This window comes from Candidatus Kaelpia aquatica, from assembly GCA_030765335.1.
Classification (GTDB): domain Bacteria; phylum Omnitrophota; class Gorgyraeia; order Kaelpiales; family Kaelpiaceae; genus Kaelpia; species Kaelpia aquatica.
The window spans coordinates 1-14,266 of sequence record JAVCCU010000011.1 but is presented as its reverse complement, the minus strand read 5'-3'; the positions used below and the strand labels follow the sequence as shown (position 1 = coordinate 14,266).

At 40.2% G+C, this 14,266-nt stretch carries 14 protein-coding genes and 1 tRNA gene; all 15 read right to left on the bottom strand.

What is annotated here, in order from left to right; genetic code table 11:
- Positions 1-112: GTP-binding protein (locus P9X27_01945; protein ID MDP8253143.1), on the bottom strand; the 112-nt coding region annotated here is incomplete at its 3' end.
- A 19-nt stretch (positions 113-131) separates the two neighbouring features.
- Entirely contained in the window at positions 132-2,195 is a 2,064-nt protein-coding gene (gene fusA, locus P9X27_01940) for an elongation factor G (GenBank protein ID MDP8253142.1), read from the bottom strand.
- Between the two features lie 52 nt (positions 2,196-2,247).
- Entirely contained in the window at positions 2,248-2,727 is a 480-nt protein-coding gene (rpsG, locus tag P9X27_01935) for a 30S ribosomal protein S7 (GenBank protein ID MDP8253141.1), read from the bottom strand.
- A 28-nt stretch (positions 2,728-2,755) separates the two neighbouring features.
- Positions 2,756-3,130 carry a 30S ribosomal protein S12 gene (gene rpsL, locus P9X27_01930; GenBank protein MDP8253140.1) on the bottom strand — a complete coding sequence of 125 codons (375 nt, stop codon included), beginning with the start codon at positions 3,128-3,130 and terminating at the stop codon, positions 2,756-2,758.
- Between the two features lie 2 nt (positions 3,131-3,132).
- A complete protein-coding gene (gene rpoC, locus P9X27_01925) occupies positions 3,133-7,107 on the bottom strand; it encodes a DNA-directed RNA polymerase subunit beta' (GenBank protein MDP8253139.1) in 3,975 nt (1,324 codons plus the stop codon).
- Positions 7,100-10,846 (bottom strand): DNA-directed RNA polymerase subunit beta, encoded by a 3,747-nt coding sequence (gene rpoB, locus P9X27_01920; GenBank protein ID MDP8253138.1) that lies wholly within the window; start codon positions 10,844-10,846, stop codon positions 7,100-7,102. Before rpoB ends, rpoC begins: the two co-directional genes overlap by 8 nt.
- A gap of 49 nt (positions 10,847-10,895) precedes the next feature.
- Positions 10,896-11,258, bottom strand: a complete 363-nt coding sequence (rplL, locus tag P9X27_01915; protein ID MDP8253137.1) for a 50S ribosomal protein L7/L12 — start codon at positions 11,256-11,258, stop codon at positions 10,896-10,898.
- Between the two features lie 184 nt (positions 11,259-11,442).
- Positions 11,443-11,967: a 50S ribosomal protein L10 gene (rplJ, locus tag P9X27_01910; protein ID MDP8253136.1), complete on the bottom strand. Its 525-nt coding sequence runs from the start codon at positions 11,965-11,967 to the stop codon at positions 11,443-11,445.
- Positions 11,964-12,659, bottom strand: a complete 696-nt coding sequence (gene rplA, locus P9X27_01905; GenBank protein MDP8253135.1) for a 50S ribosomal protein L1 — start codon at positions 12,657-12,659, stop codon at positions 11,964-11,966. The genes rplJ and rplA overlap by 4 nt, the downstream gene beginning before the upstream one ends.
- Before the next feature lies 1 nt (position 12,660).
- The gene (rplK, locus tag P9X27_01900; GenBank protein ID MDP8253134.1) at positions 12,661-13,092 is read right to left on the bottom strand and encodes a 50S ribosomal protein L11; all 432 of its coding nucleotides are present in this window, start codon (positions 13,090-13,092) and stop codon (positions 12,661-12,663) included.
- 2 nt (positions 13,093-13,094) lie between these two features.
- On the bottom strand, positions 13,095-13,619 hold the full coding sequence (nusG, locus tag P9X27_01895; GenBank protein ID MDP8253133.1) for a transcription termination/antitermination protein NusG: 525 nt from the start codon (positions 13,617-13,619) through the stop codon (positions 13,095-13,097).
- 1 nt (position 13,620) lies between these two features.
- On the bottom strand, positions 13,621-13,806 hold the full coding sequence (gene secE / locus P9X27_01890) for a preprotein translocase subunit SecE (protein ID MDP8253132.1): 186 nt from the start codon (positions 13,804-13,806) through the stop codon (positions 13,621-13,623).
- A gap of 62 nt (positions 13,807-13,868) precedes the next feature.
- Positions 13,869-13,943, bottom strand: a tRNA-Trp gene (locus P9X27_01885).
- 41 nt (positions 13,944-13,984) lie between these two features.
- Positions 13,985-14,137, bottom strand: a complete 153-nt coding sequence (gene rpmG, locus P9X27_01880) for a 50S ribosomal protein L33 (protein ID MDP8253131.1) — start codon at positions 14,135-14,137, stop codon at positions 13,985-13,987.
- Between the two features lie 3 nt (positions 14,138-14,140).
- Positions 14,141-14,266, bottom strand: a 126-nt coding sequence (locus tag P9X27_01875; GenBank protein MDP8253130.1) for an elongation factor Tu, incomplete at its 5' end; no start/stop codon positions are given.

Sequence of the window (14,266 nt, the reverse complement as noted above, 5' to 3'; positions counted from 1 at the left end):
TAGCAAGCGTAGATGTTATAGCTGATGTCAACGTTGTCTTACCGTGATCAACGTGACCTATTGTTCCAATATTTACATGCGGCTTAGTTCGTTCAAACTTTTCTTTAGCCATATTTTACCTCCTGATAAAATTAAAATTCTCCAATTATTTTTTCTGCTATATTTTTTGGTACAACATCATAGTGAGAAGGCTGCATAACGAATGTTGCTCTTCCCTGTGTTAACGAGCGGATAATTGTAGCATATCCAAAGAGTTCTGACAAGGGGGCAAATGCTCTTATCAATTTTATATTTGCCCTGTCGACCATACTCTTAATATCGCCGCGCCTAGAACTTATATCTCCCATAACCTCACCTAAATATTCATCAGGTGTAAATATTTCTAAATCCATTATAGGCTCAAGCAAGACTGACTTCGCACGTTTTAAACCTTCCTGGAATCCCATTCTGGCAGCCATTTTAAAAGCAAGCTCTGAAGAATCAACTTCATGGTAACTACCATCTATTATATCCACCTCTAAATCTATAACTGGAAACCCGGCTAAGATGCCAGAGTCAGAACTAGAATTAATTCCGTCTTTAACGGCTGATATATAATCCCTAGGGATAGATCCGCCTTTAATTTTATCATTTATTACTATCCCGCTACCCTTTTCAGCAGACCTTACGAATAACTTGACATGACCGTACTGACCACGGCCGCCTGTCTGCTGCACAAACTTCCCTTCAACGGTAGCCTCTCCAGTTATTGTCTCTTTATAAGCAACCTGGGGTTTTCCTACATGGGTACCAACATTAAACTCTCTTACCAATCTATCCAGTATTATCTCAAGATGCAACTCTCCCATACCGGATATAATAGTCTGCCCTGTCTCTTCATCATAATGAATCTTAAACGTCGGGTCTTCCTCGGATAATTTAAATAACCCGTTAGAGAGTTTGTCCTGGTCAACTTTTGTCTTGGGCTCAACAGCCAAAGATATAACCGGGTCAGGAAACTGCATACTCTCTAATACTATAGGATGGTTTTCGTCGGCTAAAGTATCACCTGTTGAAGTATTTTTTAAGCCCACAATTGCAATTATATCTCCTGCCTCAACAAAATCTAAAGGCTCTTTTTTATCTGCATGCATCCGCAGCAGTTTTGTGACTCTCTCTTTTTTTTCTTTATTTACATTATATATATATGAACCGCTCTTAATACTTCCTGAATAAACACGTACATAGTTAAGCTTTCCAACAAATGGATCGGTTATTATTTTAAAGCATAATCCAGCAAAAGGAGCTCCATCTTTAACCTCTCTTTTCTCTTCTTCTTCAGTGTTTGGATTAAGGCCGCAAATGGGAGGCACATCCAAAGGTGACGGCATATAATCACAGATAGCTTCCAGTAGAAGTTGTACACCTTTATTCTTAAAAGATGAACCGCAGAGAACAGGTACAACCTTATTTAAAATAGTTGCTCTCCTAATAACCTTTTTTATCTTCTTTGTGTCAACGTCTTCGCCATGAACATATTTCTCAAATAGTTCATCATCAAACTCTGCAAGCTTCTCTAACATCTTCTCTCTATACTTGTTTACCTTAGGCATAAGATCTAGAGGAATCTGCTCATACTCATATTTCTGCCCCGTATCATCACTATATACTATCGCCTTCATCTCTATCAAATCTACCATACCTTTATAATCAGCTTCGCTGCCAATGGGGATCTGCAGGAGCAAAGGGTTGGTACCAAGCTTTTTCTTCATGTCGGCTACACAGTTATAGAAATTAGCCCCGACTCTATCCATCTTATTAATATAGGCAATCCTAGGTACCTTATACCTCTCGGCTTGCCTCCAGACAGCCTCTGACTGAGCCTCTACTCCATCTACGGCACAGAATATAATGACAGCTGAGTCTAAAATTTTTAAAGACCTCTCGACTTCAGCAGTGAAGTCAACATGTCCTGGAGTATCTATTATATTAATCCTCTTGTTATGCCAGGGAATAGTCGTACAGGCTGCAGTAATAGTAATACCTCTTTCTCTCTCCTGCTTCATCCAGTCCATAACAGCAGTACCTTCATGAACCTCTCCTATCTTGTAAGACTTACCGGAATAATAAAGCATCCTCTCTGTCGTTGTAGTCTTACCAGCATCAATATGCGCAATAACACCTATGTTTCTAATTTTTTTTATATCAGCACTCATTTTATTTATATCTATACCCTTTTTTATTGTCTCAACTTGCAACTATTTTTTCTTACCACCTATAATGTGCAAAAGCTCTATTTGCCTCCGCCATCCTATGAGTATCCTCTCTCTTCTTAGCGGCTGTACCTTCACCACGATAAGCATCCATAAGCTCTTGAGCAAGCTTCTCTCTCATAGACCTGCCTTTCTTTGATCTTGTAGACTCTCTTATCCAACGCAGCGCAAGAGAGAGCGCTCTTCTTTCAGGAACCTCAATAGGGATCTGAAAAGTAGAACCGCCAACACGCTTAGCTCTAACTTCAACCCTTGGTCTAACGTTATCGATAGACTTCTGAATAACTTCAAGAACCTCTGCGTCTGTACTTTTATTAAGCTTCTTTTTTATAACATCAAAAGCCCCATATACTATATTCTCAGAAACAACTTTCTTGCCATCCAAGGTCATTAGATTAATCATCTTTTGAACCAAGATGCTGTTATATACGGGATCATGAGTAACTTTTCTTTTCTCAGCTCTTCTTCTTCTCATCTCTTCTATTTACCTCCCGATAGTATGCTTATTTCTTAGGCCTCTTAGTGCCATACTTAGACCTAGATTTCATTCTACTCGCAACGCCTCCAGTATCAAGAGTACCTCTTACTATATGATATCTGACACCGGGTAAATCCTTCACTCTTCCGCCTCTTACCAAGACTATGGAGTGCTCCTGAAGATTGTGCCCTTCTCCAGGAATATAAGAAGTCACCTCTATTCCTGTGGTAAGGCGTACCCTGGCAACCTTCCTTAAAGCTGAGTTAGGCTTTTTAGGCGTCATGGTTCTAACCTGAACACAGACACCGCGCCTCTGCGGACAATTCTTCAATGCTGGAGACTTAGTCTTTTTACGTTTTTTCTTCCTGCCTAATCTTATTAACTGCTGGACTGTAGGCATTCTTATGACTCCTTATTCTTAACTAGTTCTACTTCTCTATGGTTTTTATAACCTGTGCCAGCGGGTATTAAATGACCCACTATAACGTTCTCTTTTAATCCTTTTAAATTATCCACCCTACCTGCAAAAGCTGCATCAGTCAGTACCCGTGTAGTCTCCTGGAAACTTGCAGATGATATCCAGCTCTCGGTAGTCAATGATGCTTTGGTTATACCTTGTAAGATAAGCTTACCCTTAGCAGGCTTACCTTTTTTACCAATCACTCTCTCGTTCTCTTCCCGGAATATAAACTTATCGACTTCCTGGCCATAAAGGAAACTTGTATCCCCAGGCTCTTCTATCTTTACCTTCCTTATCATCTGTTTTATTATCGCCTCAATATGTTTATCGTTTATCTTAACGCCCTGAAGACGGTAAACCTCTTGAATCTCGTTTACTAGATACTCTTGTAATGTCTTCTCTCCGCAGACATTGAGAATATCCTGCAAAACCAACGGCCCGTCAGTCAAAGCAGTTCCAGCTTCTACATGGTCGCCTCTATACACATTTAAATGTTTTCCATGCGGAATATTATACTCTTTTACCATCCCGGTCTCAGACTTAACCACAATCTGTCTTTGCCCTTTTTTAAAAGCACCGAACTCAACGATTCCATCTATCTCAGAAATAATAGCAGGGTTCTTAGGCTTCCTAGCTTCAAAAAGCTCAGCAACTCTAGGCAAACCGCCTGTGATATCACGGGTCTTAACCATCTTTCTTGCAGTCTTAGCCAGGGCATCACCAGAAGAAATCTTAGCTCCATCTTTAACAAGAATAATCGCTCCCGGAGGCAGAGGATAAAAACCAAGCACTTCAGTCTCATCTTCATTGAGAACAAGTACCTGAGGATGGTAATCTCCTTTATACTCAACAACAACAAGCCTTGTATGACCGCTGACCTCATCATATTCTTCTTTTACTGTATGCTCTAACTCTACGTCTTCGTATTTAACAACACCAGAGATCTCAGTTAAGATGGGAGTAGTATAAGGATCCCACTCTGCAAAAACTTCTCCTTTTTTAATTGCTGCTTCATTTTTAAACTTAAGCAGAGAACCCTGAGGAATAGCAAAGCGTTCCAACTCTCTTCCAGTCTCATCGTTAATACTTATCTGACTGTTTCTAGTCAAAACAATACAATAATCCTCTTTCTCTGCAAATTTTAAACTATGATACTTAACAAAACCAGAATAACGAGACTGAACTTGAGACTGTTCGATTATCCTTGTAGCTGTACCTCCAATATGGAAAGTTCTCATGGTAAGCTGCGTACCAGGCTCACCAATTGACTGCGCTGCAACAACACCAACGGCTTCACCTAGTTCAGCTAGCTTGCCTGTTGAAAGATTCAAACCATAACATAACCTGCAAATTCCGTTCTTAGTCTCGCAAGTCAGAACACTTCTTATCTTTATCTTTTCAATACCCAGCTCTTCTATTTTTGAAGCCCTGGCTACATCGATAATCTCTCCAGCTTTAACAACTATGTTATCGGTAACGATATCAACTATGCTGTCACAAGCAATTCTACCAATTATTCTCTCTCCCAAAGTTACAATGACTTCGTCGCCTTCGATTATAGCAGAGACAAATATACCATTAACGGTACCGCAATCTTCTTCTGATACCAGAACATCTTGAGCAACATCTACAAGTCTTCTGGTTAAATATCCGGCATCGGCTGTCTTAAGAGCCGTATCAGCCAGACCTTTTCTAGCACCATGAGTAGATATAAAGTATTCTAGAACCGAAAGACCCTCTCTAAAATTAGCTACGATAGGGTGTTCTATAATTTCACCTGATGGCTTAGCCATCAAACCTCTCATACCGCAAAGCTGCCTTATTTGCTGCCGCGAACCTCTTGCTCCAGAGTCAGCCATCATAAACGGCGGATTAAATTCTGTCATCTCTTTAAATGTCTCATCTTCAATGTTATCTGTTGCGTGGGTCCAGATATCTATCACTTTATTATTACGCTCACCGTCTGTTATAAAACCTTTCTTATACTCAACTTCAACTACGGCAACTTGAGTTCTTGCTTTTTTAATAATATCCTCTTTTAAATCGGGTATCTTCAAATCAGATACAGACATAGACATACCTGCAGTCGTAGCATACTCAAAGCCCATTCTCTTCATGCGGTCTAAGAGCTTCACTGTCTCATGGTGCCCGCAAACCTTATAAACATCTTTGACTACCTCAGATATCTTGCCTTTATTTAAAAGAGTATTAAAGTAGGACATCTCTTGAGGTAAAATATCGTTAAAGATAACTCTTCCAACTGTTGTATTTATTAGATTACCACCATCTAGCCTTACTTTTATTTTGGCATGCAGAGAGACCTCGTGATCATTATAAGCGTATATAACCTCAGCCATGTTAGCAAACACTTTTCCTTCACCCAGCTCTCCATCTTTAGATTTGGTCATATAATATAAACCCAAAACAATATCTTGCGTCGGAGATATTAATGGACCACCATGTGAAGGCGCAAAGAGATTATTCGATGCAAGCATAAGAAGGCGTGCTTCCATCTGAGCCTCTATTGAAAGCGGTACGTGAACAGCCATCTGGTCTCCATCAAAGTCCGCGTTAAAGGGTGTGCAAACTAAAGGATTGATCTGGATAGCCTTACCTTCTATAAGCTTAGGCTGAAATGCCTGAATACCGAGACGATGCAAAGTAGGAGCTCTATTCAATAAAACAGGATGGTCTCTTATAACATCCTCTAAAATCTCCCACACTTCTTCGGTGGCCTTTTCAATAAGCTTTCTAGCGCTCTTAATAGTGTGGACATACCCTCTCTCTCTCAACTTTCTTAAGATAAAAGGCTCGAAGAGTTCCAATGCCATAATCTTTGGAAGCCCGCACTCATATATCTTAAGCTCAGGACCGACGACAATAACACTTCTTCCTGAATAATCGACTCTCTTACCCAAAAGGTTTTGACGAAACCGCCCCTGTTTACCTTTTAACATATCAGAGAGAGACTTCAAGGGTCTGTTGCCATGTCCCATAACAGCCCTACCATGTCTACCGTTTTCAAAAAGAGCATCTACCGACTCCTGCAGCATTCTCTTTTCGTTCCTTACTATAATTTCAGGAGCTTTTAACTCTATCAATTTTTTTAATCTATTATTTCTATTTATTACACGGCGATACAAGTCGTTCAAATCACTGGTAGCAAACCTTCCACCCTCAAGAGGAACAAGAGGCCTTAAGTCAGGAGGGATAACAGGAAGCGCATCTAATATCATCCATTCCGGATCATTATCAGAACGCATAAGGTCTTCTGCGACCTTTAATCTTTTAATATGTTTTTTTGGTATTTTTTCAACTGGTATCCCGGCTAACTTCTTCTTTACCTCTTTAGAGATCTTCGCCAAATCCAGTTCTTGAATTAATTCTTTTATAGCCTCAGCTCCCATACCAGCTTTAAACTTATTGCCGTACTTAGCGCGCAGCTCTTGAAGCTTTGCTTCAGCTAAAAGCTCTTTCTTCTTAAGAGGAGTCTCCCCAGGATCGATGACAACATATTCTTCATAATAGATAATTCTTTCAAGCTCTCTTATCGTCATATCCAACAGCGTACCTATCCGAGAAGGTAAAACTTTCCAAAACCAGACATGAACAACAGGGGTTGCAAGATCAATATGGCCTAATCTCTCACGTCTTACCCTGGAATGAGTAACCTCAACGCCGCATCTATCACAGATAACGCCCTTATACTTAACTCTTTTATATTTACCGCAATAGCATTCAAAATCACGGCTAGGACCGAATATTCTCTCGCAGAACAGCCCACTCTTCTCAGGCTTAAAAGTTCTATAGTTTATGGTCTCAGGTTTCTTTACCTCTCCATGAGACCAGCTCTTTATGACTTCAGGCGAAGCCATCTTTATGCTTATATGATCAAACTGGTCAGGCTGTTTATGCATTTTTTGCCCTCCCCTTCTTCTTTGCTTTCATTGTTTTAGCCTCTCCTGCGTCTTTATCCTTAGCTATTATTACATCCAGCGCCAAACCTTGAAGTTCCCGCAAGAGAACATTCAGTGACTCCGGAGTCCCATGCTGAAAAGCACTCTCACCTTTAACTATAGACTCATATATCTTAGTTCTGCCCTGAACATCATCACTCTTAACAGTAAGCATCTCCTGAAGAGTATAGGCAGCACCATATGCTTCTAAGGCCCAAACTTCCATCTCTCCAAATCTCTGGCCTCCAAATTGGGCTTTTCCGCCCAAAGGCTGCTGAGTAACAAGAGAGTAAGGGCCTATAGACCTGGCATGAATCTTATCGTCCACCATATGAGATAACTTCATCATATAGATATAGCCCGCTGTGACCTTTTGGTCAAAAGGTTCACCGCTCATTCCATCATAGAGAGTGATCTTCCCATCCTCAGGCAGGTCAGCTTCTTTTAGAAAACCTTTAATCTCATCTTCAGTTATGCCAGCAAATACAGGCGTAGCAATTTTAAAACCCAGCTTCTTTGCAGCCCAGCCGAGATGGGTCTCTAAGAGCTGTCCTATATTCATACGAGATGGCACTCCTAAAGGATTTAGTACTATGTCTACAGGTGTACCGTCTGGCAGATAAGGCATATCCTCTTCATGTACTATCTTAGAAATAACACCTTTGTTACCATGCCTTCCAGCCATCTTATCTCCTGCTACAATCTTTCTCTTACTCGCCACATGAATTACAATCTTCTTTAAAACTCCAGGCGGAAGTTCATCGCCCTTTTTAACTCTATGTATCCTTGCATCCATCTCATATAGTACTTCCTCAATCTGGTCGTCATAGAGTTTAAGGACTCTGAAAATCTCCTCTTCCTTAGAGTCATTTTCTATTAGCTTAATAATTTCAAGATCGCAATGACTAAGCTGTTTTATATGCTTATCATTTATCAAAACACCATCGCTTATTAAAGCCTTATCCGTCTCCATGCTGCACAGAGGCGCGCTAAGTTTTTCACCTAAAAGCAGTTTTGACAATCTGCTAAGCTTATCTTTTTTAAGTTGATTTACTTTGGCCTCATACTCTTTCCTTATAACCTTTACCTCTTTAAGTTCTCTGCTTTTTTCTTCCTTACTTAAAGTAGCTCCCTCTTTACGAGTAAAGACCTCGACATTTATAACAAAGCCAAATACACCTGGCGGAACTTTTAAAGATGTATCCCTGACATCCCCGGCTTTCTCTCCAAATATAGCGCGTAACAGTTTCTCCTCAGGCGTAAGCTCTGATTCAGTCTTAGGAGATACTTTGCCAATAAGTATATCCGATGGTTTTACCTCGGCCCCGATCCTCACAATACCATTATCATCAAGATTCCTTAATATCTCTTCACTGACATTAGGGATATCTCGGGTAATCTCTTCAGGCCCTAGCTTTGTCTCTCTAGCCTCAACTTCAAATTCTTCGATATGGATAGAGGAGAAGACATCGTCTTTAACAAGTCTCTCGCTTAAGATAATAGCATCTTCAAAGTTGTATCCACGCCAAGGCATGAAAGCAACAAGTATATTTCTGCCTAAGGAAAGCTCTCCATCATCAGTTGCAGCACCATCAGCCAAGACATCACCAGCTTTAACTTTATCCCCAATCTTAACCAAGGGTCTCTGGTTTATGCAAGTATCGGCATTGGTACGTCCAAACTTAGTCAAACTATATTCATTGGCTCCTACTGATATGTGTTCAGAATCAACATAACGAACAGTACCATCTTTTTCAGCCAGAACAAGGGTGCCTGAATCTTCGACAGCTTTCTTTTCAAACCCTGTACCAACAAGCGGCGACTCCGTAGTCATAAGCGGAACAGCCTGCCTCATCATGTTGGCACCCATAAGAGCACGGTTAGCATCGTCATGCTCTAAGAACGGTATTAATCCGGTCGAAGAACCCACGATCTGCTGAGGAGAAACATCCATATACTCAACATCAGACGGGTCTGCCTTAATAAATCCATCCTTATAGCGAGAGAAGATCTCTTTATCTATAAAACAGCTGTTTTTATCCAGTTTCGCATTAGCCTGAGCAATGACATACCTATCCTCCTCATCAGCGGTAAGATACTTGGTCTCATTTGAAACCTTCTTATTCTTTACCTTTCTATAAGGAGTCTCTATAAAACCAAATTCATTAATTCGAGCATATAATGCAAGTGAAGTAATGAGTCCGATATTAGGACCTTCGGGTGTCTCTATGGGGCATACTCTGCCATAATGAGAATAATGGACGTCACGAACCTCAAAACCAGCACGCTCCCTATCTAAGCCTCCGGGGCCCAAAGCACTCAAACGTCTTCTGTGGGTCAATTCAGCCTGAGGGTTAGTCTGATCCATAAATTGAGATAGGCTGCCTCGACCAAAAAAATCTCTGATCAATGCAGATATTAATTTAGAGTTTACAAGATGGTGAGGCATTAAAGACTCTATATCATAAACCGCCATTCTCTCGCGTGATACCCGCTCTATTCTTAAAAGTCCTATTCTAAACTGCTCCTGCAAGAGCTCGCCGACTGTTCTTATCCTTCGACTACCTAGGTGATCTATGTCATCGGGTTCACCCTCTCCTTTACGCAGCTTCAGCATATAATCAATAACCTGAACAACAGTCTCTTTATCTAAGGTACGCTTATCAAGAGATGTCTTCATTCCAAGTTTTCTGTTTATTATAAATCTTCCTACACGCTGTAAATCATATCGCTTGGGATTTAAAAAGAGTCTTTGAAAATAACCTTCAGCATTCTCGATAGTCGCAGGGTTACCCGGCTGCATCTTACGAAAGATCTCTGTTAATGCTTCCTCTTTAGAAGTAGTAGTATCTTTTTTAAGCGTGCTTACTATTTCAGCAACTTCTTCTTTGACCAGCTTAACCTGCTTAAGGCCTAATTTCTCCAACTTCGTAACGTTGACTTTGGTTATAAGCTGGTACTTCTCAAATAATACCTGCTTACTCTCGGGGTCAAAAATATCCTCTGCGAGAATTCTATCTTCAACATTTTTAAAATCAGAACGCTTATTAATCTTTAAGCTCTCTGTTCCGCCAAATGTCTTCAAGATATCCTCGTCACTTGAACAACCAAAAGCTCTCAATAAGACCGAGACAGGAAACTTTCTTCTTCTATCTATATAAACATTTAAAACCTTAGATTGATCAAATTCAAACTCCAACCAGCTACCGTAATAGGGAACTATTCTGGCACGATAAGAGACCTTACCATAAAGCTGCGAACTCTTTTCGAAGCTAACCCCTGGAGAACGATGCATCTGGGTTACAACAACCCTCTCATCACCATTCATAACAAAAGTACCCTGAGGAGTCATATAGGGAAGGTCGCAGAGAAACACCTCCTGCTCCCTAACTTCATCTGGTGTTCTAAGGCGCAATTTTACACGCAGAGGAACAGAGTAAGTAAAATCCTTTCTCTTGCATTCATCTAGAGAATACTTGGATTTACCAATTGTATAGTAGACATATTCTAAGGTAGTAACACCATCTACGCTCTCTATAGGGAACGTCTCTTTTAATACCGCCTCTAACCCCCAATGCTTCCTCTTAGTTTTGGCTACATTTTCCTGCAGAAAGTCATAAAAGGGCTTAAGCTGCAGATCTAAGAGATTAGGAGCTTCTATCGGCGATTTTATTTTAACAATACTACGCCTTTTAGACATCTATACCACTCCTTGTATTAGTTTTATTCAACATAAGAGAGTTGTAATACTATTTTAATTCTACCTTTGCTCCCACTGCTTCTAACTTCTGCTTAATCTCCTCAGCCTCTTCTTTTTTAATCCCGGTTAAGACAGCCTTAGGAGCAGCCTCTACAAGATCTTTAGCTTCTTTTAATCCGAGACTAGACACAGCTCTAACTTCCTTGATAACCTGGATCTTGTTAGAACCTATCTCTGTTAATACAACATCAAAAATAGACTTCTCTTCTACCTCTGCCGCTCCAGCACCAGCACCTGCAGCCATAGGTCCTGCCATCATAGGCATTGCAGCTGAGACACCGAACTTCTCTTCAAGTGCTTTTACAAGCACTGAAAGCTCCATAACAGACAGAGTCTCTATAGATTCAACGATCTTCTTCTCTTTCTTGCCTAAATCAGCCGTAGGATCTTTCTTCTCTTCGGCTTTCTTCTCAACCTTCTCAACCTTCTCTTCCTTCTGTTCTTCTTTAGGTTCTTCCTGTTCAACCTGTTCTTCTTTTACTTCAGCCTCTTGTTCTTTTTTTTCCACCATTTCAAATACCTCCTTATCTTTAGTATTAAGATTCTTTTTTCTCTTTTATTCCCTTTATAACATTTATTAAAGACTGTATATTGCTCTTAAGAGCAAAAACTAGACCGTTAAGCGGAGATTTCATCAAATTCACAACCTGTCCATACAAGATCTCCCTAGAGGGTATAGAGGCAAGCTCTTTAACCTCTTCAGAATTTAATAGTCTATCTTCTAAATATCCTGCTTTAACAGAGAAGCTCTCATTCTTTTTTTTCAAATCCTGAATTAATTTAGTAATGGCTATCGGCTCATCTTTACCGTAAATGACAGCCACCTCGCCATCTACATACTCTAAGAACATATCCATCTTAAGATCTCTAAGCGTACGTTTAAAAAGAGAATTATTTACAACAACCACGCCTGCAGAATGCTTTCTAAGCTGAGATCTGACATCTCTCATCCCATCAGCAGATATACCTTTAAAATTAGTAAAAAATACATATTCGGAATCTTCCATTTTGCCCTTATAATCATCCATCATAAGCTGTCTTGTATACTGACCTATCTTCATTTTTGAACCTCCGAAAGAGCTATGGCTAATCCCGGGCTCATCGTAGTAGATATAGCAATTCTTTTTAAAAACTGCCCCTTGCTGGATACCGGCTTTGCACTTAAAAGAGATTCCAGAAAAGAGATTACATTCTGAGTTAACTCATCTTTGGAAAATGAAACCTTGCCAAGCCCAACATTTACAGTTCCGGTCTTATCCATTCTATAATCCAATTTACCAGACTTAGACTCTTTTACAGCCTTAGCCAGCTGATCGGTAACAGTACCATTTTTAGTAGAAGGCATGAGTCCGCGAGGTCCAAGTAGCTTTCCTATCTTGCCGACTTCCCGCATCATATCAGGCGTAGTTATTGCAACATCAAAATCCATCCAGCCGGATTTTATCTTCTCAACCAACTCTTCGCCTCCGACATAATCTGCTCCCGCATCTTTTGCCTCTCTCTCTTTTTCGCCCTTACAGAAAACTAGTACTCTTACGTCTTTACCTAAACCATTTGGCAAGACAACAGAACCTCTAACCATTTGGTCGCTCTTTTTAGGATCAACATTTAATTTGCAAGAGACTTCGACTGTCTCATCGAATTTAGCTTTAGGCAAATCTTGAAGAACTTTAACAGCTTCTTCGACGCTATACTCTTTTTGTAAGTCAATTGATTCTCTGATACTTTTTTGTTTTTTTGTCATCTTCACCATTTTATCCCTCAACTATATCTATGCCCATGCTTCTTGCTGTGCCTTCTATTATTCTCATGGCAGCCTCTATATCATCCGTATTCAAATCTACTATCTTCTCTTGGGCAATCTCTTTAACCTTTTTCTTTGTAACAGTCCCGACCTTCTCTTTGTTAGGCTCTCCGGATCCTTTGGCCAGACCGCAAGCCTGCTTTAATAAAATGGAAGCCGGCGGCTGTTTGACTATAAACGAAAAACTTCTATCATCGTAAACATCTATTTCCACAGGGAGCAGCAATCCAGGCTTATCTTTCGTCCTATCGTTGAAAGCCTTACAAAACTCCATTATATTTACCCCATGCTGACCCAAAGCCGGACCTACGGGGGGAGACGGATTTGCCTGCCCTGCAGGACAATACAACTTAATCTTCACTATAACAGGTTTCTTAGCCATTTTTACATCCTCTCCACTTGCCAGAATTCCAGCTCTACTGGAGTCTGTCTTCCAAAGATTGTAAGCAACGCTTTGACTTTACCTTTCTCTACGTTAACCTCTTCAATCTTACCGTTAAAATTAGTAAAAGGCCCCTCATTTACTCTTATTGATTCTCCAAGTTCAAATACAACCTTGGGTCTGGGCTGTTCGATACGCTCATCAGACTGCTGGCGAATTTTTGAAACATCATCCTCACTTAAAGGAACAGCTCTATCTCCAGAACTTAAAAACCGTATAACTCCAGGCGTACTTTTTATTAAGAGCCAAGCTTCATCTACCATCTCCATGTGAACCAAAAGATAGCCGGGATAAAACTTTCTTTCAGATGTTTTCTTCTTCCCGCTCTTTATTTCAGTGACTTTCTCTGTCGGGACAAAGACCTCTGCTATCTTATCTCTAATACCTGCCTGTTCAATAGAGCTCTCGAGTATCTGTTTCACCTTATACTCCTGCCCTGTCTGAGTCTGCACTATATACCATTCCATATTACTTTAATAAAAAACCCATTAGTTTAGACATTAAAAGATCTACCGTTCCAACGTAGATGGTTAGAATAGCAACAAAGAAAAACGTTACCACTGTTGCCGAAATAAGTTCGCTTCTCGACGACCAGGAGACTTTCTTCATCTCCATTATAATGCTGCCGAAAAAACTTTTTACCTTGCCAAACATATCTTCTCCTTAATTCTTTACAAAAAATAAGCAGCAACTGTTCTAGCTGCCTGCATAATTTACAGGCCTGGAGGGAGTCGAACCCCCAACATCCGGATTTGGAGTCCGGCGCTCTAGCCAATTGGAGCTACAGGCCTTCTTTAGCTATCAATCAGCAAAACCTCGACCGATAGCAATATCATTTAGTCTCTTTATGCAAAGTGTGCTTATTACACTTCCTACAATATTTTTTTATCGCTAATCTATCCGGATTATTTGTCTTATTTTTAGCAGTCATATAATTTCTATCTTTACAATCACCACAGGCTAAAGTAACTTTTTCGTTTGGCATTTTCTATTCTATGATCTCAGAAACAACCCCAGCACCTACCGTTCTACCGCCTTCACGGATAGCAAAACGTAATTCTTTCTCAAGTGCTACGGGTTTGATTAACTCTATTACAAATTCAACATTATCACC